This window comes from Sphingomonas sp. GW821-FHT02B09, assembly GCF_059421875.1.
In genome coordinates this window covers 22,778-46,107 of record NZ_JBWKVV010000012.1, presented here as the reverse complement: position 1 = coordinate 46,107, position 23,330 = coordinate 22,778, and the positions used below count along the sequence as shown (strand labels likewise).

Below are 23,330 nucleotides of genomic sequence, written 5' to 3'. Positions count from 1 at the left end.
CTGGAAGTGACGCCCGCTGTCGACCAGCGGGCGTCACACCCGTCAGGCCGCCTTCAGAACCCGAGCCAGGACCGTTTCGGCGTCCGTCGCCGGTACAAAGACGCGGGTCTTGTAGGCGATGATCTCCGTGAAGCAGCCAAGCGACTTCAACCACGAGAGCTGCGCGGCCGGCGCATCGACGATCTCGACCCGCGGATTGCCGTTCACGATCGCGCGGCGGATCGTCATCGGGAAGGGCCGGACCACGTCGACGGCGCGACCCGACAGGACCGAACTGGCAATGGCATCCACCGGCAGGTCGTCCGTCTTGGCGATCCCCAGCTTGGTGTAGAGCTGGACGACATGCTTGTCGAAGACGAGGCGACCTAGCCACGAGTTACCGTGCGCGTCGGCGATGCGGTTCACGGCGAGATGATCCGACGGCAGCGCCGACCAGATCGGCAACAACAGGCCGGTCGCGAGGCGGATCGTCTCGGTGTCGAGCTGTCCTGCCGCCTCGATGACCTCCTCGCTCCATTTGGCCGTGAAGGTCGCCTCGTCGACGACATCCCATGCGCTTTCCAGCAGGTCCGCCTCGCGGAGGTATTCGCGCCGGCAGGGACGTTGCAGCTCGATGCGGGCGATCGGCTGACCATCGTCGTCCATCCAAGACCGCGCCCGGGTGCGCAGCGCCACCCGGCCGGACCGCGCATTGACGACGAACGCCACGTCGCTGTGCCATTTCGCCATGTCGAGGATCCGATCGAGCGTGATCGGGGTCTTACGGCGCGTGATCTCGATCGTCAGCAGGTGCGACGTCGCGCCCGACAGCGGATCGGTTCGAAGCAGCGTATCGTCCACGACCCGCGCGGTATCGGCGGTGATCGTCTCCACCCCGACATCGAGCGTACCGGCCTCGCGCGCTGCGGCGACCCGCGTTTCGACCAGTGCGAGGAACTCGTCGAAGATCAGGTTCTGGATTCCGATCGGCAGCGCGAGCAGCCGGTTGAGCCAGCGCTGGATCGGCGGCAGGTCTTCCTTCAAGACGCCGTCGTTGTCGTGCAACTCCAGCCCCGTGCGCGAGCAGAAATCGTCCATGGTCGTGCTGGTCAGCTTGCCGGCGTCGAGCAGCGCGAACCACGTCAGGAGCGCGTCCTTGGCGTATTCGCTTTCGAGATTGTCGGCCGGGTCGAACAGGTTTTGCCCACCGGTCTGGCGCTGGCCGCGGGTAAGCGCACCCAAGCTGTCGAGGCGTCGCGCAATCGTCGAGGTGAAGCGCAATTCGCCCTTGCAGTCGGTGGTCACCGGCCGGAACAGCGGCGTCGACGCCTGATGGGTGCGGTGGGTGCGCCCCAGACCTTGGATCGCACGATCGGCACGCCAGCCCGGTTCGAGCAGGAAGTGGGCGCGCTGCTGCTGGTTCTTGGCATCGAGGCTCGCATGGTACGAGCGACCGGTGCCGCCCGCATCGGAGAACACCAGCACCCGCTTGGTGCCGGCCATGAATGCCGCTGCCTCGACCTGACTGGATCGGCCGGAGCGGGTCTCGATCTTCTGGCGACCATCGGACGTCGGCACCAGGCGCCGCGAGCGGCCGGTTACCTCGGCGACCATGTCGGGCCCGAAATGCTCGATCAGCGCATCGAGCGCGGATTTGATCGGCGGCAGTGCGCAGATGTGTTCGAGGAGTTGGTCGCGTGCGGCGATCGCGTCGGGATTATGGACCGGATTGCCATCGATGTCGCTCATCGGCGCCGAGCGGGCGGTGCCGGTGTCGTCAGTGTAGGTCTGCATCTGCCGCGTCGGAAAGGCGCGCATCAAATAGTCCGCGATATATTCTTTGCAGTCCGGGAATATGTCGAGTGGTTCCCCTATCGGCGCGGATTTGCGTGTCGAAGACATCGTTTCTACTCCAGATAATTAAGGTGGCCCCGGCTCAACCAAGCTGAAGGAATCACCATGTTGCCAAAGACGGTTGTCTCATTTGGACGTCCGGACCCTTGGGTCGGCGACGCTCCTGTTCCCAATGTCCTCATCACCGCCTTTCTCTCTTCTCTTCAGGAGATCGCGGTTGAGACAGGTGCACTTTACAAGGCGGTCGCCCGCCATTTCCTGTTCTGGTTGGAGCGTCAGGGCATTGACGTGTCGACGGTCGATGACGCCGTCGTCCGGCGTTTCGAACAGCACGTGTGCCGTTGCCATGGCTTCTCACGCCATAAGCCCAATCGACCGATATTCACCAGCAGGGTCCGACGTTTCGTTCGCTTCCTGGAAGATCAGGGTGTCATCATCGTGCCCGATGACGTTGAAAATCTGGATGTGCAACTTGTGGACTATGCGGCTTTCCTAGAGCAGGAGCAGTACAGCGCGGTCAGCAAGAAGAACTACCGCTCCGAGGCCGAGCATTTCGCCGCTTGGCTTCGCATCTGCCGCGTGCGCTGGGACGATGTCTCTGAGGTGCATATCGCCCGGTATGCCACCCACGACTGTCGGTGCCCGCTCTATCGCAAGCGTGGAACGCTGGTCGGCCATTTCGGACCGTTGCGCCGCGCTCGCGGAGCCCGGAGGTTTATCGGGTTCCTACGTAACCGGGACGTCCTGCCGCGAACCGACCAGCAGATATATCAGGGGGATGACCTCGCCGCCTACCAAACCCGCCTAAAGGACCATTGCGGCTGTTCGGCCAAGACCATTCAACGCTACTGCGGGGAGGTGAGGCGCTGGCTGCCGATGCTGGGCGATCCGGCACGGCTGGATGCGGCCATCATCAGGCGGATCGTCAGCCAGCGCATCGCCGAGGTTCCGGGCTCCACCTCGCTCATTGCGACCATCATGCGCAGTTACGTGCGCTTTCTCATCTCGCGAGGCGAGTGCGCACCGGCGCTGCAACATGCCTTGCCGGTGGTCAGGCGCTTCCGGCTCGCCACCCTGCCACGCTACATGGACAATGCGGCTGTCGAGACGATCATCGCGTCGTGCGGGATGGATACGGCGGTGAAAATCCGTGACAAAGCCATCATTCTGCTGCTCGCGAGGCTGGGCTTGCGGGCTGGCGACATCTGTCAGTTGCGTCTGACCGATATCGACTGGAACGATGGATACCTGCGGGTGAGCGGCAAGGGCAGACGCCCCGACCGTCTGCCGCTACCGCAAGATGCCGGAGACGCGATCCTCGACTATCTCAACCGGGCCCGTCCCCGGATCGACGAGCAACGGCTATTCGTCCGGGTCCAGGCCCCCTTCCGTCCGTTCAGCGCCTCGTCCGAGATCGCCGGCATCGTCTCGCGCGTTTTCGACCGGGGCGGCATCAGCGGCCTGCCGACGGGCGCCCACGCCTTCCGGCATTCGGTTGCCACACGGATGCTACGCGCCGGCGCTGGCCTCGAGTCCGTCGGCACGATCCTGCGCCATCGTTCCCTGGCGACGACCGCCATCTACGCCAAGGTCGACGTCCCGATGCTGCTCAAGGTCGCTCAGGACTGGCCGGGAGACGTGGCATGATACACGCTCAGATCGACCAGTACGTCGCGTTTCACCGTGGCTTCGGTCGCAAGTTCGATGCCCAAGAACGATTTCTTCGGCTCTTCGCCCAATATGCTGACGGGTTTGGCGATCAGCACATCACGGTCGAGCGGCTCTACGACTGGTGCCGGTCGGCAAGTTCCCAGAACGTGGCCCGGGACCGTTTCGACGATCTGCGCCGCTTCTGTCTCTACGCGCATGCCGAGGACCAGCGCCACGAGGTGCCGCCTGCGGGCGTATTCGGCCGAGGCAAGAGACGTCGTCCGACGCCGCATATCATCGAGCCAGAGCAGCTCGCAGCGATCATGCAGGCCGCCCTCGATCTTCCGCCCAAGGGCAAGATCAGCCCGCTATCACTACCTGTTCGGTTTGCTGGCGACGACGGGCTTACGAATATCCGAAGCGCTCGCGCTCCAGCGGGACGACGTAGGCGAGGATGGCCTCATCATCCGCAGCGGCAAATTCGGCAAGCAACGCTTGGTGCCGATCCAGCCGTCGACACGGACGGCGCTGAATACCTATCTACGCATGCGCAAGCGATTGGGCGCTGCGGGCGACGATCTGTTCGTCACTACCCGCGGCCGGGCGCCTCATAAGGTCGTCGTCCATATCGTCTTTGTCAGACTGGCCCGCCAGTTGGGCTTTCGGGGCCCGACCGGAACGCCGGGCATCCGCGTCCATGATCTGCGGCACACCTTCGCCGTTCGGTCGCTGGAGTCGTGCCCGCGCGATCGAGAGGCGATCCAGCACCACATGGCCGCGCTCAGCACCTATCTGGGGCATGTGGATGTCGCTGCCACGTACTGGTATCTCGAAGCAACGCCGGTCCTCCTGCGCGACATCGCCGTTGCGGGCGAGCGGCTTTTTCGGGGAGACGCGGCATGACCGCGCTCGCTCCCCATCTCACCGCCTTCCTGCGCGATCATCTTCCCCGCGAGCGCGATGTCAGCCCGCATACGGTAACGACCTATGCGACCTGCTTCGCACTCCTGGTCCGGTTCGCAGCCGCTCGGCTTAAACGGCGCCCCACAGATCTGACAATCGAGGATTTCGATCCCGATCTGGTCGTTGCCTTCCTCGACCATGCGGAGGATGCGCGCAAGAACAGCCCCCGAACTCGCAACGCCCGGCTCGCCGCGATCCGGGCCTTCTTCCGCTACGTCGAATATCGCATCCCGGCCTGCCTCGATCTCGCGCTGCGCATACGCTCCGTGCCCACGAAGCGAACCGACACGACCCAGATCGACTACCTGACACGGGACGAGATCGCCTCGCTGCTCGACGCTCCTGATCCCCGGTCCCGTCTCGGAACCCGGGATCGGGCGATGTTGCACCTCGCCTACGCCGGTGGGCTGCGGGTCGCCGAACTGCTGTCACTGCAGATGCAGGACTTGCCGGAACGCTCGCTCGCCACGGTTCACATCGTTGGCAAGGGCCGACGCGAACGCGTCTTGCCCTTGTGGCGCGAGACGCAGGCGACCCTGCGAGCTTGGCTCGCCGTCAGGCCGCCATGTCAGGCGATGGAGATCTTCCTTAACGCCAAGAGTGAGCCGATGACGCGCGACGGTTTCGCGTTCAGGCTCGCGACGCATGTCGCCGCAGCGGCGAAGAAGCAGCCGTCGCTGCTGCATAAGCGGGTCACGCCGCATGTGCTGCGGCACTCCTGCGCGATGCACACGCTCGCAGCGACGGGCGACATCCGTAAAGTGGCGCTCTGGCTCGGCCATGCCAGCATTCAGAGCACCGAGGCCTATCTGCGCGCCGATCCGCAAGAGAAGCTGCAAATCCTCGCCGCTCATGGGTCGCCGTCGGTCACGCCGGGGCGCTTCAAACCGCCAGTCGATCCGCTTGTAACGATGTTGAACGAGGTCAGATCGCAGAACCCACCCGGCCGGACTCAAGTCTGATGAAGCCAGAAAACGACAGGAGGGAATCGATGCCCAAACCAAAAACGGTTACCGCTATCGCAACAGCGGATTGGGAAATAAGGCATAAGCAAGCCTCGCCTTATCAAGTCCAGTTAAATGCTCTTCAACAGGCATCTCTAGCCGGACAGGCAGGGTGGGCTTCGCTGATATTTACCGCAGGCCTCGCGATGTCGAGGGCTCCGGATGTACCATCAAAAGACGTGTCTCTGCTTATCTTCATTTGCGCAGCTGCTTGGGTCGTTGTGGCTGCGATGATCCACGGCAGCTACTGCAAGCGTGCCGATAGAGTGCGCAAAGAGTACCTTTCTGAACAAAGGGCTCTTTTCCCAACTGCGCCCCCATGCCGGCTCGAGAGCTATCTCATCGACAACCGCAAAGACCCAGAAATCCGATGGATACAGCCACCCAAACCACCGGCCGTCACGATGGACAGCTAGGACGAAAACCGGGGCGTCTTAATGGCAACCATCGTGACGCCCCTTAATTATCTGGAGTAGAAACGATGTCTTCGACACGCAAATCCGCGCCGATAGGGGAACCACTCGACATATTCCCGGACTGCAAAGAATATATCTTATCTAAATCTCGGGATAAGACATATTCGGTCGGCGAGAGGTCCACCACCGGATCGGCGCGTTCCTCGGCCGACATCTGCGACAGGCGCCGATCGAGGATCGCCTCCGCAGTCGTGACCAGCTGCAGCACGACCGACTGGTCGGCCTTGAGATGCTGTTCGATCGCGGCGATGACGGTCGGCAGCTTCATCGAAAGCAGGACCTGCCCGAAGAAGCGCTGCTTGGTCGACTCCAGTCGCGACCGTGCCGATGCCTTGGCGCCGCTGTTGAGCGTCGCATTCTCCAGTCCGTCAACGACGCCGGTCATCTCCAGCGCGGCCTCCATGTTCTGGAGAATGACGCCCCAGGTGTTGGCATAGGTGTCGTAGATCGCGATCTGGTCCGGCGTCAGCGCATGGCGCAGCACGTCGTACTCGACACCGGCGAAGCTGAGCGCACGCGAGGTGTAAAGCCCCAGCGCCTTGAGGTCGCGCGCCACCAACTCCATGGCGGCAATGCCACCTTTCCGGATCTCGGCGATGAACGCCTCGCGATCGGCAAATGCGGTCTCCGGCCCCCACAGGCCGAGCCGCACGGCATAGGCGAGATTGTTGACGTCGGACGCGCCGGTTGCCGACGCATAGAGGACGCGCGCACCGGGGAGGTTGTTCTGGAGCAGGACACCGCAGACGCCCTGCTGCGATCCTTCCTTCTTGCCCATCGCGCCTTCACCGCCGGCGACGCCGCCCATCTCATGTGCTTCGTCGAAGGCGATCACGCCGTCGAAGTCGGGACCAGCCCAATCGAGGATCTGCTGCAGGCGGCTGTTGTCCGAGCGCATCGAGCGCAGCGTCGGATAGGTGACGAACAACACGCCCTCGCTCAACCGGATCGGTTCGTCGATCTTCCAGTTCGAGACCGGCTGCACGTCACCGGTCATACCGCCAAGAGCGGTCCAGTCGCGCCGCGCGTCCTCGAGCAGCGGTTCGTTCTTCGACACCCAGATATGCCGTCGCCGTCCCTGCAGCCAGTTGTCGAGGATGCAGGCCGCCACCTGCCGCCCCTTGCCGGCGCCGGTGCCATCGCCGAGGAAGAAGCCCTTGCGGTAGCTGCGCCCCGCTTCGTCGATGGTCAGTCCCACGCCGTTTTCGGCGGGCTTGAAGGTGCCGGGGAGCATCTGGCTCCAGGCATGGCCGGCATAGACCACCGTCTCGAGCTGCGACGACGACAGCATCCGCTCGGTGACGGTACGCTCTGGCAGGTGGGCGACGTGCGCCGGGATCGGTGCCGGGATCGACCCCATCGCCACGGACTCGACCAGCGCCGTCGGATGCTCGCCGGCAATGTCGAAGACGATCCGGCTCGGCCGGTAGGGCAGGTAGCAGCCGACCTGTTCGGCGAGCGGCGCCGGCGTTGGCAGCGTCCGGTAGCCGACCGCCACGACGTCGTTGCGTGCCGGTGCGTGATAGGTGCGCGCGATCGTTGCCTTTGCCTGGCGAGCCGCGCCGAACAGGCTGGGCTTGGCCACCGGCATGGCAGCTATCGTGGTATCACCCACCAGCTCGGCCCGCGCGGGCACCGTGATGGCGTCGAGGAAGTCCGCGACCGAGCTTCGCTGGATGACCGTGTGAGAGGTGCTGCCCGCCACCTTGTCGATGACGTACAGCCGGACCGCGATGTCGGTGCCGTGCTTGCGGTAGCAGTGCTCCAGCCTCAGCGAGGTCCGCACCGTGCAGCCGGTCAGCACCGCCTCATAGGGGGCCTTCAGCCGGGCGCTGGGCGCGAACCAGTCGGGCATGACGGCCACCACCCTGCCGCCTTTTGCGACCCGGCGGATTGCCGCCTGCAGATGCCGGAGCGCGGCAAGGTCGTCCTCGCCGCGGCCAACGCTGCGCGAGAACGGCGGGTTCATGACCACCACGGTCGGCCGCGGCAGCCGCGCGTGCAGGCTGACCAGCGCCGCGCCGTCATGGCCGGTGACGATCGCATCCGGAAAGATGCCCGCAAGACGCTCGCGCCGCCTGGCATCGATCTCATTCAGCTGCAGGCTTGCGCACGTCGGCGCCTGGACGATCAACAGGCCGTTGCCGGCGCTGGGCTCGAGGACGATGTCGTCGGCGCCGATCGCCGCCATCAGCACCGCGAGTCCGGCGATATCGACCGGGGTTGAGAATTGCTGGAGGCTGATCTGCTCCTCGCTGCGCACCGTCTGGGTCGGCAGCAACTGCATGATGGCGGAGGCGGCGTGGACGTCGGCGGGGCTCGCGATCTGATAAGGCCGGCTCGTCAGGTGCAGAGCGACGGCATGTTCCAGCATCTCGAAGCTGTCGCGCTGCGTCCAGCGACCGTCGGCATCCGATCCACCGAACGCCGCGGTCATCGCCTCGTTGAGGTCGCGCCGCGCGATCGGCGTGCCGGCTGCCAGCAGCAAAGCGATCGCTACTGCGGCGCTATGGTCAGTGACGGGCGGGAGATCGAGCAGATCGAGCATGGCAGGCTTCCTTGGATGTCGCTGCCAATCCGACAGCTCACCGCCTTCCTCCCCCTCCCCTCTCTTCCGCCTCGAGAACCTCGGCCCAGTCCTTGAACGGCGCTGGCGGGTAATCCGGCATAATGGTCAGGGCATCCGAGGCGTAGCGTTCGATACTGCGTGCCACAGCCCGTCGCCCGGCAAGATCCCGGTCGGCCGCAAGGATCAGTTTCGTCACCGAGGACGGAATGGTCAGAAGATCGAGGCGACGGGAGCCGAACGATGACCAGCACGGAAGGCCACGGATCCTCGACCACGCCCGCGCGCTCTCGAAGCCTTCGGCGATCCCTACCGTCGGGCCAAGGTTCCCGCCCCGCCATGCGCCGGTTCCGAGAAGCCCGAGGGTTGCCTTGTCGGTATATCCATCGCCAGCCGGCGTCAGGAATATCCTTTGGAAGGCAACCAGGCGCAGGCCTTCACGGACACCGACCAGCAGCGCCGGCTTGAACTGCGTCGTCGGCTTTGGCCCATGTGGGCAGCGCGGATGAAAGCGGACGTCGGTCGGAACCGGCAGCAGATAGCGGGAAGCAAGATATCGCTCCGCGAGCGTACCCGCCACGCTGATCGCCTCATTCCACAGCCGATCGATATTGGCAGTGCCGGTCGCCCGGGCCGGAGCCGGTGGCTCATAGCGGCGGCCGAGCGGGATGCGGTCGAGCTCGCGCAGGATGTCGCCGGCGTCGCACCCGGCAAAGCACGTCACCAGCAGTCCGCGGTCACCTTGCCGGATCGACAGGCTTGGCGTGCCGTCGGTATGCGCCGGGCACCGGCACATTGCGGTGTTGCCGTGCCATGTGCCCCCGAGCGCGCCGACCAGGTCGACCATGTACTGGGATGGCCGATTGGCGATGATAGCCATGATCCATCTCCTCAGCGCGCACCGGCGGGGACGCCAGCGATGGTGTAGAAGGTCTGGTCGGGGTCGAAATATGCGGCAATCGCGTCAGCCTTCGCCTCCGCGTCAGTGGGAAGATCCCGTCCGGTTTTCTCCGTCACGTAGGCTGCGAGCGCCTCATAAGCGGCTGCCTTGTCAGGGTGGAAACTGACGGCGTCATCGGCACCGTGATCCCTTATGAAAAGGACGATCTTGCTCATGGCGGAGGGCCTCGTACTAGGGACTGCCTTTACCGGCTGACCCGGGGATTGAAGGGCTGACGCCGTTCTTCACGACCCTTCTCTCACCCTCCCTCTCCACTCCGATCTTGCTGGTTCAGGAGCTGCCCGAGCCGTTTACCGACTGCTAAAAGGTGGCTGATATCGTCTGGCGGAACTAGAACCATTGCGCGCCGGTTTTGAGAGACGCGTCTTAATTTGAGGTGACGATGAACCAGTTCTCGCAGATCGAGATTGCCAACTGGATCGCCATCTATCTGGCGGCAGGCATGTGCTGCGCGATCGCGATGGTGCTCTCGGTCAGCGTGACACTCCACGGCCTCTGGCAGGACAAGGCATGGCAAGACGTCCGCACCATTCGTGGGGCAGCCCTGTTCTTGCCGAAAGCATGGTGGAGATGGCAGAAGCTATATCTGCTTTCTACGCCTGTGACCCTTGGTATCGTCGGCTTCTTCGCAGCAACGATGACCTGGGCCTAGAGTTGTTCCGGGAGCCAAAAAACCGGAACCAATAAGTATAAAGCTGGAAATGGGTCTCACCAGCGGACGGACAATCGATCAAATATCGAGGCTGAGCAGGATCTTCCTGGCAGCGACACCCCGGTCCACTTCCGCGGGATCGATCGTGACGAGCTCACCCAATGTCTTCATGCGGGGATGCGTCACGGCCTTCGCCGCCTCGTAATCGGCGCTGTCGAAGCCCATCGCCTCCACCACCAGCGTTTTCATCTCGCCCGTCTCCCGCGATCTCGCCTCCAGCATGAAGTCGGGCCGGCAGGGACCATCCTTCGTCATGGTATCGAAGAGCGGCTTGCCGATCGCGAGATCGACGTGCCGGTTATGAAGCTCGCGTTGTGCCGCAAGGATCGCCTTCAGGGTCTTACGCTCAAAGTCGGACTCTACCGGCACGAACATGCGACCGCTCTGGATAGGCTGGGCATATGCCCGCAGCGGCGCATAGCCGCGCGCCTCCGGATATTCGCCAGCTACGACCAGGACGATGAAAGGACCGCTGATATGGTTGCCGCGTATCGACGGTGACTGCACCCGGGTCGCGATCGTGACGGGATCGCCGTCCGGAACATGGATCTCGTTACCCTTGATCGCCTGGGCATAGAGCGCAACGAACCCTTGCGGCGCATGGGTCTTCGGCCATTTGGGTGCCAGCCCGCGCAGCGTGCCATAGACGGCGCCAGCCTCAAGCGGCCGCGCATGGGTCCAGAAGGCGCGGGCCAGCTCGATGCCGGGTGCGATCTCGATCTTGCCTGCGGCCTGACCCAGCGCGGCGAACTCCTCCTTGATCGACCATTCCTGACCCACGCTTAGCGGCGCGATCTCGTTGCAGCCGGCATTGTGCAGCAGGCGCCATAACAACCGCGCCAGACGCGGGGTCGACGCGTTGCGGGTTCGGTCGTCGAGACTGTCGTCCTCCGGGCGCTGCGATAGCTTCTCCGGCGCGGGGCGCAGCACCTCGAAAAAGCCGGACGGTGGGTCCGTCGGCGTATTGTGCGAACGAACCTCGGTGATCCGGTTGGTCGCCTGGTCGCGAAAGAATGGGCAATCAAGGCGATGTTCAGGCCGCTTGGTACTGGTCAGCCGGCGCAGATAGTAGGTTTCCGCCTCCGACAGATAAGCCGGCGTCAGGATCGGGGGGGCTGTGTCACCGCCGAGGCAGTCGCAAGCGATCCAGCGCTGGCCGATCCGGGCGTTCTGGACCAGCGTCACCCCCGCCTGTTCGTCGTGGTAGGAGCCCTCACCGATGTACCAGCGCACCAGCGCTTCGCGCAGAGGGTCCGGAAGCCGGATGCGATCGCGGCTCTTTCCATCGGTGTCGCGGTGGATCAACCACATGATCGTATGACCTTCGGAGGGCTTTTCCTGGGCAGTTTCGGCACGCCCGGTGGTCTTGACAAGCGCAAATTAGCGGACCTCAACTCTTCGATATCACGTCGCTTGGGGGTTTTCGGTGCGTTATCCAGTCGCTGTTCTTGGCGTTTGTGCAGGCCTGATCGTTGGGTCTCAGGCATTTGCCGCCCCGAAACGTGCCGTCCGCAAGGTTGAGCTGATCTCGATGGTGGACGTCGCGCCGAGCGAAGGTGCAATGCCGGCGCCGGATATGTCGCTGTCACCGGATACGGCAGGGGCACCGCCCCTGCCTGCCTCGTTCCAGGTCCATGACCTCAGTCGTCGGTATGTTCAGTTTCGCATGCAGCAGGAGATGGCGGCCGCGGCGGCCGCATCCCCCGCTACTGTGAGCGAGCCGGCTCTTGTGGCAGCGTTCTCGTCGATCCCTGTCCCGGGCTGGCTTCGAGGCGGCATCGGCCCTGTCCCACAGGTGACCTTCAAGCCTGGCTGTGCGCCACTGTCGTATCAGCCGTCAGGTTTCCTCAGCCGGAGCGCCGAGGCCCGACGCGCGGCCTATTACGGGATGATGAGCGCCGTCGCCTGTGAGCAGGGTATCCCGACGGGATTGTTCGATGCGATGATTATCCGGGAGAGCGGCTACAATCCGCTGGCGACGTCGAGCAAGAACGCGTTCGGCTTTTCCCAACTCATGCCCGGCACCGCGGTCGGCCTCGGCGTCGACCGCTACGATCCGTTGCAGAATATGCGTGGCGGCGCTCGCTACCTCCGGCAGCAGCTCGACCGATTCGGGCAGGTTCACCTTGCGCTCGCTGCATATAACGCCGGCCCAGGCCGGATCCGCGGCGGCCTCGTTCCCCGCATCACCGAGACGCAGGCCTATGTGGCCAACATCATCGCAAACTGGTCGCGCTTAACGTCTTCACCGGGATCTCCCTTCCTCCGCTCGACCTTGCCACAACCGGGATATCGCAGCGTGGCGTTTTCGCAATTCTAGACGGGCCACAGGCGTGACGTTCGTGAAGAAGAACCGACGGAAACCGCATGCTCCACTCGGGAGCATTGTGACGGCGTAAGCCGGCACGTCCGACGTTTCATCTTGTGATGGCGTTCGATGGTATGGGGTGTGTCACCGCGTATGTTCAGCGCGTTGGCCGACTAGGCCAACTCCATATGCCCTTGAACATATGAATCTATGAGCGGTTGACCAATTTTTTGAGACTCTCGGCGTTCTACACCTTCAGCCAGGTCGATCATGATGCGGCGCATGCCGGTGTCCGCGAAATCGACGAAATCCTCCTCCGCAATCTGGCGCGGTGATCGCCAAGCGCGCATCGCAGCGATCTCCTCGATCCGATCGGCTTCGGCCTGGACAACGTCCTCTGGCAGCGCCACCGGGCGAAACCGTCGCGGCAGGAAACGAACCAGCCGGTTCGGGAAGCTCATCCGGTAGACGTTGGAGGTCTGGGCGTTTCTGGCCTTCGGCCGATCGGCAGGAGGTTCAATCGCGACGCATCGGCGCTCCTTCTGAAGCAATCCCATGGTGCTCAGGCAATCGAGCGCACGGCCTACGCTTGCCCTGGAGACGCCGGCGTTCCGCTCGATCCATAGCCACGTAGGAAAGACCTTGCCCCCGCACAGGCGGGCAAGGTGCACGAGCTGCTCGAACACGCGGAGCGACGTGCCCGTGATGAGCGTCGCGATCTTCTCGTCATCGGTCAGTTCCCGGCCTTCGGCACGGGCGAGACGCCTGATCGCATTCTTGGCCTTCAGTAGCTCGCACGCGCGCTTGTAGAGGCGATCTGGCTCGCCTTTCGCGTAACTGTAGAACCACTCCTCCTCGAACGTCCCCGCCATCCGGCTTTTCGGATGCACATGCGCGCGTGTCGGGTTGGCCGCGCCCGATCGCGATCGGCCCTTTGTCTCCATGATGCGGTCAAGCGCCATGAAGCTCGCTTTCGCGATTGATACAGCTCCCACTTCCATCCTCCTATCGGAGGCTGGGACCAGGCAAAGCGATAGCGTGGCGCGAAACGCGCATCCTTGATTCCGGGGTCAAGAGGGGCTATGTCGGGCTTTGTAAGGAGCCGTTGGCGTTTGGCGACGCTGACATAACCGGTTCGGGTTTGCCCCCGACCACCGACTTTGGGATGCCCGGCCTCGTGCCGGGCTTCTCTTTATTTGGTCACAGCCAAAAACTCCTGTTGCAGAAACATGTCGCTCCCAATGCGCTCCAAGACCGCATTGATCGCAGCTTCTCTCGAAGCCAGACCCATGCGATCTCGAGCGCCATCGAGGACGGCTATGGCATCGGGCGTCAGCCAAAAGCTGTTGCGAGTCCAACCTCGCTCGCGACGATCATCCGCCTTGCGGCGCATCGCTTTTGCAGCAGAAGAGGTAGAGGCCGATTCCATGATGACTCGGTGCTTAACGCACATCCAGGCGCCGCGCAATTAAGCGCTTAAAGGACGCTCCAATCGCAGCGGCGCATTGGGGGAAGCTCCCGGGTCAAATCTGCTGGCTAATCAAAACGTCGCATTCCGCGGAGGCCGCGTGCAGGGTCTAAAATTTCGTGAAGTCTATCCGCTCGTCCTTGCGCTCGATAAGTTGGGTGTACAGGGCTTTCAGCATATCGAAGATCGCATTATGGACCCTAACACCATGCTCCTTCCGAATATCGGAGCATTCCAAGCCGTTTATCGTTTCTAGCAACGAGGCGATTTTGGCGGGTAGACCCTCGATAACTACGGCGATCAAGGATACAACTGCTGCCATCTCGTCAGCGCTGATCGGCGGGCGGCTTTGAATGACCTCATTCGCCAGCGCCACCTCGAACTGGCCGACCCCCATCGATCCCAGGATGATGTTCGCCTCTGCAATCGTTATCGGCAGACGATCATTCGTCCTTAGGATACGATTGACGCGGCTCTTACTATATCCCGTTTTGTAAGAAATTGTTCGCTGGCTAACGCCGTCCGCCTTCATCCGCGCCAAGATGTAGTCGGCGATCGTGTACGACCTGCCTGACATCTCTGCGTCGGCGTCACCTTGTTGAAGAAGCCCCATCGCTCAACCTCCCGGATTGCCCTCCACCGGTTAGCCAACGAAGCTTTTTTTGCAACACTGCGTTTACCGAAAATTCACGTCTCCGCCGGTTAGAACCAATTTGGATCAAATGCTATTTGAACGGAATGACGTTCGACGGCTTCTTCTTAAGTATCTTCCTGTATTCCTCGGCTTGCTCCGGCGTGAGGCCGAGTTTAGTCAATACCTCGGTTTTGTTTTCTTCCACAATAAAATCGTACATCAACAGCGACAAGGCATCCGCGAACGCAACGGATAAGCCCATAGTCTCCGCCAGCATTTCAGCCGCCGCATCTAGCGATGCTGCACTGGTCTCCAGAATCGTAAACTTAAGCGAAATGTCGCCGTCGGTCGGAATGATGGATAGATGCTCCTTCATTTCCGCTTGGGTGTAATATTGAGGTAGAAGGCCCGCTACTGCTGCACGGTCGTCAATCACGTCGCGCAGATTAGCAATATTCCGGATTTTATTGGAATAAAGCCGGATGCTTTCGGTTGTGAGCCGGAGATAAAACTCGGATACATCGATCTTATAGTTTCGTTCTTCGGCTACCATGCTCGATTTTCCGTCAGATTAGACGCGCTGCGCTCTAATGATCTGAGGCAGGGTTCGTGAAGGGGCTTTTCATCGGAACACCAGCGCCTCTGAGGGCCAAGCGCTATCCCTGTAAGCTGGCGAGTCATGGTGCCTGTTATATCACGCATTCTAAACTTTTCGCCGGGGTGGCTCACTTCTGGGCCATCGTGGCCCACATCCGGGCCATCGTGGCCCGCATCCGATCCAGGGTGCCCCACATACGAAGCAGCCGCACGGTGATCGCAACGAAAAACTGAACCCGGACACCTAAAATCATGCCTCCGGCTAAAGTTCCGCTTCGAGTAGCTTGCCGCTGAAGAACCCCGCTTCCAGCCTTCTTTTGGGCGCGCTGAAATGCGCTCGATCGAAGGAGACTCCTAGTCATGAAGACCACGCTCAACATCGGCCGTCGCGCCGAGACGGCCGCCCTGGCGGTCATCGGCGCCGCAGCCGCGGCCGCCGTCCTCTCCACCCCGGCGCTGGCCGGTGCCGACGCCACCTTCAACACCGCCCTGAACGCCTTCACCGGCTTCCTGGAAGGTTCGGGCGGCAAGATCATCACCGTGCTGTCGCTGGCTGGCGGCGTCGTCGGTCTGGCCTCGGGCCGCTTCTCGCTCGGCCAGGTCGCGATCCCGGTCGGCGTGGGCGTCGGCGCCGGCACCGGTATCCCGATCGTCACCTCGACCGTGACCGCCACCATCTGACCCGACCCGGCGCCGGCGTTGATAGCAGCTTCGCCGGCGCCGCCTTTGAAGGTGGCGTGATGTCAGCCGACAAGTTCACAATCCCCTCTCATCTGGATGATCCCGAGCTGATCGGGTTTTGGACTCTGGATGAGTTTCTGGCGATGGTCATTCCATTCACCTGGGGGATCCTGTCCCAACACATCGTTTTCGGCATCGCGTTTGCGATGCTGGGGTGGTGGCTTCTTCGCCGGGCTAAGGCGGGACGGGCGACGTCGTGGCTAATACATCTTGCCTACTGGCATCTGCCAGGCGGCTTTCCGTCGCTCAAGGCCACGCCACCTTCCTACCTCCGACTGATGGTGGGCTGATATGGATCTCTCCTACCAGTACGCGCAATCGCAGCGCGTCCTTCGCCAGCGCAATCTCCTTGGCATCACGTCGATCGTGCTGGCCGGCGTCGTCGCGCTACTGCTCCTCTTCTCGGCGAGCCGCGATCGCGAGGCCGTGCTGCTTCCGATCCTCGACGGCCCCTTGCGAGTTTCCAGTGCCGGCGTGACGCGCGAGTATCTCGAGCTTGTCACCCGCGACACCGCGGTGCTGACGCTCAACCGGACTCCCAACAGCCTCGACTATTGGATGAAGTCGGTCCTCGCGATCGTGTCGCCGAAGTCGCAGGGCGCGATCAAGGCCGACCTGCTCAAGATCGTCGATGAACAGCGCGGATCGAGCATGTCCCAGTATTTCACGCTGGAGGGCATGGAGATTGATCCCAAGGCTCTGCAGTCGACGGTCTCGGGCAAGCTCAACACGGTGATCGGCCAGAAGATCGTCTCATCCGAGCCCCGCACCTTCGTCTACGACTGGGAATATGTCGGCATGAGCCTGAAGCTCGTCGGCTTCCACATGGTCCAGCCCAAGAGCCGCACGGGAGGTGCGATGTGAGCGCAATCTATGCTTTCGGCAGCGCTGCCCTCGGTAGCGCGCTTGCCTCCCGCACGTTCTGCTGGCTGAGCCGCGTTACCGGCTTGGCCCTTATCGCTGTGGCCGTCTTCGTGTTCGCTCGACCAGCCTTCGCCGCTGGCGATCAGACGTTGATGGCGTCGGACGGCGCGCAGGTCTCATGCAGCGCGTCCGCCAAGGACCTGACCCGCATCAGCCTCGTCGGTGACGAGTTCGCCGGCGTATCCAAGATCAACACCGGCAACCCGGCCGACGATTTCTCCGTCGTCAACGAGCCGGTGCGCGGCGACATCTACCTGTCGGTCCCGGAAGGCTTCGGCCGTCAGGTGCTGTCGTTCTTCGGTACGTCGAAGCGTGGCTACGTCTACAAGTTTCAGTGCCGGATCAGCGGCGACCAGGCGGTGCAGGTGTTCGTCTCGAACCCCGCCATCGCCAAGGCCGATGCGATCGAAGCCGGGACGTCCAAGGTAGCGGCCGTGTCGTCGCCCGAGGAGGCGGCGGTGACGCTGGTGCAGGCGATGTACGCCAACAAGTCGGTGGACGGTTTCGAGATGCGCCAGCGCTCGCTGAAGCCCGTCTATGTCGGCAACCTGAAAGTGCAGATGATCGCAGAATACCGCGGCGAGGCAATGACCGGTCGCGTCCTGCGCATCGAGAACAAGGGCACCGCCGAAGCCACGCTGACCGAGGCGAGCGTGGCGCCCGCCAGTGCGCTGGCAGTCTCGATCGCCGAGCCCAAGCTCGCACCGGGTCGGGTCACGACCGCCTACCTCGTCTCGCGAAACGGAAACTGAGCCATGGGCATCAAGAACATCTTCAATCGCGACCGCAAGGCGCTCGACGGACCCGAGGCCGGCGACGGCGTGTCGCCGGTCGCATCGGAGCTCGCTGGCAACACCGAGACCCTCAAGAAGCAAAAGATGATCCTCGCTGGAGGTGGTGGCGCGCTGACGCTGGCCGCCTGCTTCTGGATCTTCGGAAGCGATGACGCACCCAAGAAGATCGATCCCGACAGCGTCGACAAGAAGACGGTCTCGGTCGCGGATATGACCAACAAGACCAAGTCCGAGCAGGAGTGGATCGCGCAGTCGGAGAACCGCTTTCAGTCGACCGAGAACCAGCTGAAGAGCGTCGACGGCACGAATGCCCGTCTGGCGCAACTCGCCGAACAGGTCGATGCCTTGCGGGCCGCCAATACCTCGATGTCGCAGGACGGCCAGCGCGTCGTTTCCGCCTATCAGACCGAGAACGAACAGCTGCGTCGGCAGGTCAACGAGCGTGCCGCGGCGCCGGCACCGATACCCGGTCCGCAAGCCATGTACGGTCCGGGCAGTGCCGCGATGTACGGCAACCCCGGCGCCGGTGGACCCGGTGGGGCTCGCGATCTTGCACCTGCTCGTCTGAGCGAAGTGAAGATGGTGTCGTTCGGCTCTGCCGAGACGGGCACCGCCTCGAAGGTCGCGAAGGGCAGCACGGTCTATACCGACAGCCCCAATTACCTGCCCGCGAACAGCTTCGCGAGCGCCAAGGTCGTGGTCGGCGTCGATGCCTCGGCCGGGGTCAACAGCCAGTCCGATCCCCTTCCCGTCGTGCTCCGCATCACCGGGCCGGCGCGATCGGTGCTGCAGAACGGCAAGCTGCTGACCACCAAGATCCAGGGCTGCCTCATCAACGGCGCCGCGCGCGGCGACCTGTCGAGCGAGAAGGTCTACATCAAGCTCCAGAAGATGACCTGCCCGCAGCCGGGCGGTCGCTACGCGGAGTCCGAGGTCAAGGGCTTCATCGCCTTCGGCGGCAAGACCGGCATCCGTGGTCGCGTCGTCAGCCGTGAAGGCTCGCTGGCCATGCAGGCATTCTTCGCCGGCCTCGTGGGCGGCGCCGGCTCCGCGCTGAATCAGGCCTTCAGCCTGCCGGTCGCGACGATCGGCAACGGCTCGAACGGCGGGATCAATCAGACGCCGAACCTCGGCAACGTCGGTCTGCGTGCGCTGGGCGGCGGTGCGCAAGAGTCGGGCAAGGATCTCGGCAAGTACCTGATCGAGCGCGCCGAGCAGTACCAGCCGGTCATCGAAATGCCGACCGGCGTCGACGTCGAAATCGTCTTCCTGGAGGGTGTGTATGTCCGCAACTGATCGCCAGCCGCGCATGCGGCTTACCGCTGAGGGGTGGTTCTACTACGTCGTCGTGCCGCTCGTCGCCCTCACCGCTGCAGCCATGGCTGCAACGGCGGCCTATGCGGCATGGCGTCCCGCCAGCTCGTCGGTCGAAGCGGCGCTAAAGGCGCGCTTGCCCAAGACGGAGGTTTCGAAGGTCGATTGCGCCGTCGTCGATGGCCTCTGCGAGGTCACCGCCGGCAGCAACCTGTTCTACGTCGATCGTTCCGGTCGCTACCTCGTCATCGGTCGGGTCTACGACATGGAGACACGGCAGGACCTGACCGCGACGCGCCTCCTCGAGATCAACCCGGATACGCTGGTCGGCGGTGCCGCCAAGGCCAACGCCGCACCCGATCGCGGTGACGCGCCGCTCACCAGCGGTGATCGTCCGGCAGCGCCGGTGACGCCGCAGCACCTGTCGCTGGATAGCCTGCCGAAGGATGGCGCGATCGTGTGGGGCAACCCGCAGGGCAAGACGGTCACCGTCTTCAGCGACTTCGAGTGTGGCTATTGCAAGGCACTCAGCAACGCCCTCGTGTCGCTGAACGTGCGGGTCGTGGAGCGGCCGATCTCGGCGCTGAATAACCGCCCCCTGTCCAATCAGGTCTACTGCGCCAAGGATCCTGTGAAGGCGCTCCATCGCGCCTATGCCCGCGAGCTGTTGGCCAAGTCCCCGAGCTGCAACACCTCCGGACTGGACGCCAACGAGCGCTTCGCCAAGGCGCACGGTCTCCAGGGTACGCCGGTTCTGGTGCGTGGCGACGGCGCCGTCATGGAAGGCTTCCGCTCGGCCGAGCTGGTCGCCGCCTTCATCTCGGGCAGCCGGTCGTGAGCCGCGCCCGCCTCCTCCTCGTGGCTCTGGCTGGCGGGGCCGCGCTCAGCGGTTGCACGACGCTCGACGGCAACGTGAAGGGCAGCTTCAACTGCGCCGCGCCGGACGGAATCTGTGCGCCAAGCTCGTTCATTGACGACCGCGCCCTTGCGATGATCTCCGGCGAGGAAGGCGACCGGCTCATCACCCCGGCCGGTCCCTACACCGCGCCGCGCACCGAGGGCCGCGGGTTCGAAACCGCCGCGACCGCGCCGGCGCGCAGCCAGGAGCGGGTGTTGCGCATCGTCTTCCCGGCCCAGATCGATGCGGCGGGTCGGCTCCACGAACAGACCGCGGTACATGCGGTGGTCGAGCGCGGCGACTGGCAGCAGGCTCTCGCCGACAACGCCGTAGCCACGACACCGGCACAGGTTCGCGCGGCGACGGGCGGCGACACGCTGCTCGCCGCCATCGACCGCGCCGATCAGCCAGTCGCCGACGGTGACACCGGCGTCGATCCTGACATGCCGAGCGCTGCCGCGGTCGCTGCCGCGCGCGCACAGGCGGACCCGGTGGGCGACATCAAGGATCAGGTCGCACGTCGTCTATCGCGCACGCCGCGTCGCCCGGCCACTACAACGTCTGCGGTTCAGGCCCCGATCGCCACGCCTGCCGGTGCCCGGCGTCCCACGCCCGCCCCCGTCGCGGTCGGCATGACCACCGCGCCCAAACCCCTTCCCACACCCGCGCCTGCTCGTCCGGCAGTTGCCGCTGCCTCGGCACCCGTTACCGTATCGGCAACGGCGGGCATCGCGGTGCCTAAGTACGCGACGCCGGCAGGCCGCGCCGCCATCGCCTCGGTTGCCGGGAACCCGGCGATCCGCTCCGCCCTGACCCGGCCTGAGCCAGAAGCGCGTGAGGCGGCAAAGGCGTCCAATCCGCTGCCGGTGCTGCGCGCGTCCTCGTTCCCCGGAGTGGATCAATGAGCATCTTCAGCGGCCTGCTTTCGACCATCCTCGGTGACAGCAAGAAGCCTGAGAGCGGCCGTCCGGACACCGCGGTTCCCCGCTTCGTCCACTGGCTGCCGTACCGGGGCTACGATCCCAAGACCAAGATCTACTACAACAGCGCCTCGCGCGGCTTCTTCCTCGAAGCGACGCCGATGATCGGCGCGACCGAGCAGAGCCATGAGATGCTCGCGCAGCTGCTGTCCGAAGGCATCCCGACGCCGGGCGCCTTGCAGGTGCATGGCTGGATGAGCCCGCGGATCAGCCAGAAGCTCTCGCAGTGGTATATGCCGCGCTATTCGGCGTCGGGCATCTACGAGCGCATGGCGCGGCACCGCACCGAATATCTGATGGGCGGCGTGTGGAACTCGCTGTCCAACTCCGCGCCCTTCTGCCTGCGCAACCACCGCCTCGGGCTTTCCTACTCGACCCCAGAATCCAGCCGGGTCTCGAACGACGAAATCGTCTCGGTGATGGAAGGGCTCATCTCGGCGCTGGAATCGCTAGGCGTCCACGCGCGGGCGATCGACCCCAAGGGTCTCATCTCGTGGGTCGACGATATTACCTCGCCGACTACGGCGCCGGGTGACGACACGATCACCTACAACCCGTTCGATCCGATCGCCGACCAGGCGGTGCGCCACGACCTCGAGATGAAGATCGAGCCGGACCGCATCCTGCTTCGCACCGAACGCTTCCGGCCGACGGGCAAGACGGTCGAGAACGCGCCTGAGATCGGTGAGATCTATCCCGACACGTTCGACGTGCGCTCTTTCTCGGTGCGCAACCTGCCGCAGCGCTGGGCGCCGTGGGACATGGCGAAATTGATCGGCGATATGTTCGCCGACAAGCTGCGCATGCCCTGCCCGGTGTCGACCAACCTGTGCCTCGACTTTCCGGACGCGGAAGCCTCCGGGCAGCGCGCCGGTCGCAAATTCATGCGCACCACCAGCCTGGCCGACAGCAAGTCGGCGCGCATGCTGCCGCAGCTGAAGGACCAGTCGGAGGAGTGGCGGTTCGTCAAGGACGAGCTGCGCCAGGGCCGGAAGCTCGTGCAGGCGTTCTACTCGGTCACCTCGTTCAGCCCGAAGGGCAAGGGCGACGCCAACGAGCGTATCCTGAAGTCGGTGTACCGGGCGGCGGGCTGGGACCTGCTCGACGATCGCTATCTGCAGATCCAGGGCCTGCTCGCCGCGATGCCGATGACCATGGCCAACGGCCTGTCGTTCGACCTCAAGAACATGAAGCGGCTGCGCACCGTGCTGACCACGACGGCGGCCAGCCTGATGCCGCTGCAAGGTGAGTATCTGGGCGGCAACAACCCGCACCTGATGCTCATCGGGCGTCGCGGCCAGCCGTTCTTCTGGTCGCCGTTCGAGAACACCGCCGGCAACCACAATGTCGCGGTGTTCGGCAAGTCGGGCTCGGGCAAGTCGGTCGCGCTGCAGGAGCTTTGCTCCTCGATGGTCGGCGCCGGCGCCAAGGTCGTGGTGATCGACGACGGTCGCTCGTTCGAGCACTCCGCCAAGCTGCAGGGCGGTGCGTTCGTCGAGTTCACGATGTCGTCGGGCTTCTGCATCAACCCGTTCTCGATGATCGATCCGGTGCTGGCGGAAGCCGACGAGGATTATCGCATGGACTGCTTCGCCATGCTGAAATCCATCGTCAACCAGATGGCGCGGCACATCGACAAGCTGAACGATACGGAAAGGGGTCTTATCGACGGCGCGATCAACGCCGTCTGGGCCGACAAGGGACCGAACGGGTCGGTCAATGACGTCATCGCCGCGCTCGATGCCACCAAAAACCAGATCGGCATCGACCTCGCGATCGCGATGCGCCCGTTCTCCTCCAAGGGCACCTATGGCCGGATGTTCGAGGGCGAGGTGTCGTTCGAGCTGAAGAACAACCTCACCGTGTTCGAGATGTCCGACCTGTCCTCGCGCGAGGAGCTGCGCAGCGTCGCCCTGACCGCGATCATGTTCCTCGTCAGCCAGTCGATGCGCCGTGAGGATCGCTCGATCCGCAAGGCGCTGCTGCTCGATGAGGCGTGGCAGATGCTCAAGGGCGGCTCGATGGCCGACTTCATCGAAGCCTATGCCCGTACCTGCCGCAAATACGCCGCGTCGCTGGTCACCGCCACGCAGAGCCTCAACGACTACTACAAGTCGGACGGCTCCAAGGCGGCGCTCGAGAACTCGGACTGGTTCGTCATCCTCCAGCAGAAGGAGGAGACGATCGCGGACTTCAAGAAGCACGATCGCTTCCAGATGGACGATTATACCGACGCGCTGCTCCGTTCCCTCAAGCGCCAGGGCTCCGAATATTCCGACGTGATGATTAAGGGGCCGGAGACGCTGGCGGTCGGCCGTCTCGTCCTCGATCCCTATTCCGCGACCGTCTACTCGTCGTCCCCGCTCACCTTCGCCGCGATCCATGACCTGCTGGCGCAGGGTCTCACCATGGAAGAGGCGATCGAGCGGGTCGCCTATCCCGACAACCCCGAGAAATGGACCGATCACAGCGCCGACGAAGCGCTGCCGATCGCTGCGGAGTGACCC

The 23,330-nt window shown here is 63.7% G+C and carries 20 protein-coding genes and 2 pseudogenes; 13 read left to right on the top strand and 9 right to left on the bottom strand.

Annotated features, from left to right (window positions below; translation table 11 throughout):
• Positions 1–42 precede the first annotated feature (42 nt).
• Positions 43–1,827: pseudogene (locus tag AC07U4_RS23335) on the bottom strand (strawberry notch C-terminal domain-containing protein); the annotation flags it as partial.
• A 111-nt stretch (positions 1,828–1,938) separates the two neighbouring features.
• Here AC07U4_RS23335 and AC07U4_RS23330 point away from each other — a divergent pair.
• From AC07U4_RS23330 to AC07U4_RS23320, 3 genes and pseudogenes are all read left to right on the top strand, one after another.
• Positions 1,939–3,480 (top strand): tyrosine-type recombinase/integrase, encoded by a 1,542-nt coding sequence (locus AC07U4_RS23330; protein WP_495197338.1) that lies wholly within the window; start codon positions 1,939–1,941, stop codon positions 3,478–3,480.
• Positions 3,477–4,386, top strand: a pseudogene (locus AC07U4_RS23325) (tyrosine-type recombinase/integrase). The gene AC07U4_RS23330 and the pseudogene AC07U4_RS23325 overlap by 4 nt, the downstream one beginning before the upstream one ends.
• Complete coding sequence (locus tag AC07U4_RS23320; RefSeq protein WP_495197337.1) at positions 4,383–5,408, top strand: tyrosine-type recombinase/integrase; 1,026 nt, start codon at positions 4,383–4,385, stop codon at positions 5,406–5,408. The pseudogene AC07U4_RS23325 and the gene AC07U4_RS23320 overlap by 4 nt, the downstream one beginning before the upstream one ends.
• Before the next feature lie 501 nt (positions 5,409–5,909).
• On the opposite strand, the gene AC07U4_RS23315 is transcribed toward AC07U4_RS23320, so the two are convergent.
• From AC07U4_RS23315 to AC07U4_RS23305, 3 genes are read right to left on the bottom strand one after another with little or no spacing between them, the layout of a single operon-like run.
• Positions 5,910–8,474, bottom strand: a complete 2,565-nt coding sequence (locus AC07U4_RS23315; RefSeq protein ID WP_495197336.1) for a strawberry notch-like NTP hydrolase domain-containing protein — start codon at positions 8,472–8,474, stop codon at positions 5,910–5,912.
• Between the two features lie 37 nt (positions 8,475–8,511).
• On the bottom strand, positions 8,512–9,372 hold the full coding sequence (locus AC07U4_RS23310; RefSeq protein ID WP_495197335.1) for a DUF7146 domain-containing protein: 861 nt from the start codon (positions 9,370–9,372) through the stop codon (positions 8,512–8,514).
• A gap of 11 nt (positions 9,373–9,383) precedes the next feature.
• Positions 9,384–9,608, bottom strand: coding sequence for a hypothetical protein (locus AC07U4_RS23305; protein WP_495197334.1), 225 nt, complete (start codon positions 9,606–9,608; stop codon positions 9,384–9,386).
• A gap of 227 nt (positions 9,609–9,835) precedes the next feature.
• Here AC07U4_RS23305 and AC07U4_RS23300 point away from each other — a divergent pair, with 227 nt between their 5' ends.
• Entirely contained in the window at positions 9,836–10,105 is a 270-nt protein-coding gene (locus AC07U4_RS23300) for a hypothetical protein (RefSeq protein WP_495197333.1), read from the top strand.
• A 78-nt stretch (positions 10,106–10,183) separates the two neighbouring features.
• On the opposite strand, the gene AC07U4_RS23295 is transcribed toward AC07U4_RS23300, so the two are convergent.
• Positions 10,184–11,476, bottom strand: coding sequence for a DUF8535 domain-containing protein (locus AC07U4_RS23295; RefSeq protein ID WP_495197332.1), 1,293 nt, complete (start codon positions 11,474–11,476; stop codon positions 10,184–10,186).
• A gap of 115 nt (positions 11,477–11,591) precedes the next feature.
• Between AC07U4_RS23295 and AC07U4_RS23290 the strand changes: the two genes are divergently transcribed.
• Complete coding sequence (locus AC07U4_RS23290) at positions 11,592–12,485, top strand: lytic transglycosylase domain-containing protein (protein WP_495197331.1); 894 nt, start codon at positions 11,592–11,594, stop codon at positions 12,483–12,485.
• Between the two features lie 161 nt (positions 12,486–12,646).
• On the opposite strand, the gene AC07U4_RS23285 is transcribed toward AC07U4_RS23290, so the two are convergent.
• From AC07U4_RS23285 to AC07U4_RS23270, 4 genes are all read right to left on the bottom strand, one after another.
• The gene (locus tag AC07U4_RS23285; RefSeq protein WP_495197330.1) at positions 12,647–13,435 is read right to left on the bottom strand and encodes an RNA replicase; all 789 of its coding nucleotides are present in this window, start codon (positions 13,433–13,435) and stop codon (positions 12,647–12,649) included.
• Positions 13,436–13,665: 230 nt separating this feature from the next.
• Positions 13,666–13,902: a hypothetical protein gene (locus AC07U4_RS23280; RefSeq protein WP_495197329.1), complete on the bottom strand. Its 237-nt coding sequence runs from the start codon at positions 13,900–13,902 to the stop codon at positions 13,666–13,668.
• 148 nt (positions 13,903–14,050) lie between these two features.
• Complete coding sequence (locus tag AC07U4_RS23275) at positions 14,051–14,554, bottom strand: hypothetical protein (RefSeq protein WP_495197328.1); 504 nt, start codon at positions 14,552–14,554, stop codon at positions 14,051–14,053.
• A 112-nt stretch (positions 14,555–14,666) separates the two neighbouring features.
• A complete protein-coding gene (locus AC07U4_RS23270) occupies positions 14,667–15,128 on the bottom strand; it encodes a hypothetical protein (RefSeq protein ID WP_495197327.1) in 462 nt (153 codons plus the stop codon).
• A gap of 404 nt (positions 15,129–15,532) precedes the next feature.
• Here AC07U4_RS23270 and AC07U4_RS23265 point away from each other — a divergent pair, with 404 nt between their 5' ends.
• From AC07U4_RS23265 to traC, 8 genes are read left to right on the top strand one after another with little or no spacing between them, the layout of a single operon-like run.
• A complete protein-coding gene (locus tag AC07U4_RS23265; RefSeq protein ID WP_495197326.1) occupies positions 15,533–15,853 on the top strand; it encodes a TrbC/VirB2 family protein in 321 nt (106 codons plus the stop codon).
• Positions 15,854–15,912: 59 nt separating this feature from the next.
• Positions 15,913–16,203 (top strand): type IV conjugative transfer system protein TraL, encoded by a 291-nt coding sequence (gene traL, locus AC07U4_RS23260; protein WP_495197325.1) that lies wholly within the window; start codon positions 15,913–15,915, stop codon positions 16,201–16,203.
• 1 nt (position 16,204) lies between these two features.
• Complete coding sequence (locus AC07U4_RS23255; RefSeq protein WP_495197324.1) at positions 16,205–16,777, top strand: type IV conjugative transfer system protein TraE; 573 nt, start codon at positions 16,205–16,207, stop codon at positions 16,775–16,777.
• Complete coding sequence (locus tag AC07U4_RS23250; RefSeq protein ID WP_495197323.1) at positions 16,774–17,589, top strand: type-F conjugative transfer system secretin TraK; 816 nt, start codon at positions 16,774–16,776, stop codon at positions 17,587–17,589. Before AC07U4_RS23255 ends, AC07U4_RS23250 begins: the two co-directional genes overlap by 4 nt.
• A gap of 3 nt (positions 17,590–17,592) precedes the next feature.
• On the top strand, positions 17,593–18,927 hold the full coding sequence (locus AC07U4_RS23245; protein ID WP_495197322.1) for a TraB/VirB10 family protein: 1,335 nt from the start codon (positions 17,593–17,595) through the stop codon (positions 18,925–18,927).
• The gene (locus tag AC07U4_RS23240; protein ID WP_495197321.1) at positions 18,914–19,783 is read left to right on the top strand and encodes a DsbC family protein; all 870 of its coding nucleotides are present in this window, start codon (positions 18,914–18,916) and stop codon (positions 19,781–19,783) included. The genes AC07U4_RS23245 and AC07U4_RS23240 overlap by 14 nt, the downstream gene beginning before the upstream one ends.
• Positions 19,780–20,748, top strand: a complete 969-nt coding sequence (locus tag AC07U4_RS23235; RefSeq protein WP_495197320.1) for a TraV family lipoprotein — start codon at positions 19,780–19,782, stop codon at positions 20,746–20,748. Before AC07U4_RS23240 ends, AC07U4_RS23235 begins: the two co-directional genes overlap by 4 nt.
• Positions 20,745–23,327, top strand: coding sequence for a type IV secretion system protein TraC (gene traC / locus AC07U4_RS23230; RefSeq protein ID WP_495197319.1), 2,583 nt, complete (start codon positions 20,745–20,747; stop codon positions 23,325–23,327). The genes AC07U4_RS23235 and traC overlap by 4 nt, the downstream gene beginning before the upstream one ends.
• Positions 23,328–23,330 lie beyond the last annotated feature (3 nt).

Excerpts from the sequence above, each read along its gene's own strand:
- traC (WP_495197319.1), top strand. The coding sequence starts at position 20,745 with ATGAGCATCTTCAGCGGCCTGCTTTCGACCATCCTCGGTGACAGCAAG.
- AC07U4_RS23275 (WP_495197328.1), bottom strand. The coding sequence starts at position 14,554 with ATGGGGCTTCTTCAACAAGGTGACGCCGACGCAGAGATGTCAGGCAGG.
- AC07U4_RS23240 (WP_495197321.1), top strand. The coding sequence starts at position 18,914 with ATGTCCGCAACTGATCGCCAGCCGCGCATGCGGCTTACCGCTGAGGGG.
- AC07U4_RS23270 (WP_495197327.1), bottom strand. The coding sequence starts at position 15,128 with ATGGTAGCCGAAGAACGAAACTATAAGATCGATGTATCCGAGTTTTAT.
- AC07U4_RS23305 (WP_495197334.1), bottom strand. The coding sequence starts at position 9,608 with ATGAGCAAGATCGTCCTTTTCATAAGGGATCACGGTGCCGATGACGCC.
- traL (WP_495197325.1), top strand. The coding sequence starts at position 15,913 with ATGTCAGCCGACAAGTTCACAATCCCCTCTCATCTGGATGATCCCGAG.
- AC07U4_RS23280 (WP_495197329.1), bottom strand. The coding sequence starts at position 13,902 with ATGGAATCGGCCTCTACCTCTTCTGCTGCAAAAGCGATGCGCCGCAAG.
- AC07U4_RS23285 (WP_495197330.1), bottom strand. The coding sequence starts at position 13,435 with ATGGCGCTTGACCGCATCATGGAGACAAAGGGCCGATCGCGATCGGGC.
- AC07U4_RS23255 (WP_495197324.1), top strand. The coding sequence starts at position 16,205 with ATGGATCTCTCCTACCAGTACGCGCAATCGCAGCGCGTCCTTCGCCAG.
- AC07U4_RS23310 (WP_495197335.1), bottom strand. The coding sequence starts at position 9,372 with ATGGCTATCATCGCCAATCGGCCATCCCAGTACATGGTCGACCTGGTC.
- AC07U4_RS23300 (WP_495197333.1), top strand. The coding sequence starts at position 9,836 with ATGAACCAGTTCTCGCAGATCGAGATTGCCAACTGGATCGCCATCTAT.
- AC07U4_RS23295 (WP_495197332.1), bottom strand. The coding sequence starts at position 11,476 with ATGTGGTTGATCCACCGCGACACCGATGGAAAGAGCCGCGATCGCATC.
- AC07U4_RS23330 (WP_495197338.1), top strand. The coding sequence starts at position 1,939 with ATGTTGCCAAAGACGGTTGTCTCATTTGGACGTCCGGACCCTTGGGTC.
- AC07U4_RS23245 (WP_495197322.1), top strand. The coding sequence starts at position 17,593 with ATGGGCATCAAGAACATCTTCAATCGCGACCGCAAGGCGCTCGACGGA.
- AC07U4_RS23315 (WP_495197336.1), bottom strand. The coding sequence starts at position 8,474 with ATGCTCGATCTGCTCGATCTCCCGCCCGTCACTGACCATAGCGCCGCA.
- AC07U4_RS23320 (WP_495197337.1), top strand. The coding sequence starts at position 4,383 with ATGACCGCGCTCGCTCCCCATCTCACCGCCTTCCTGCGCGATCATCTT.
- AC07U4_RS23265 (WP_495197326.1), top strand. The coding sequence starts at position 15,533 with ATGAAGACCACGCTCAACATCGGCCGTCGCGCCGAGACGGCCGCCCTG.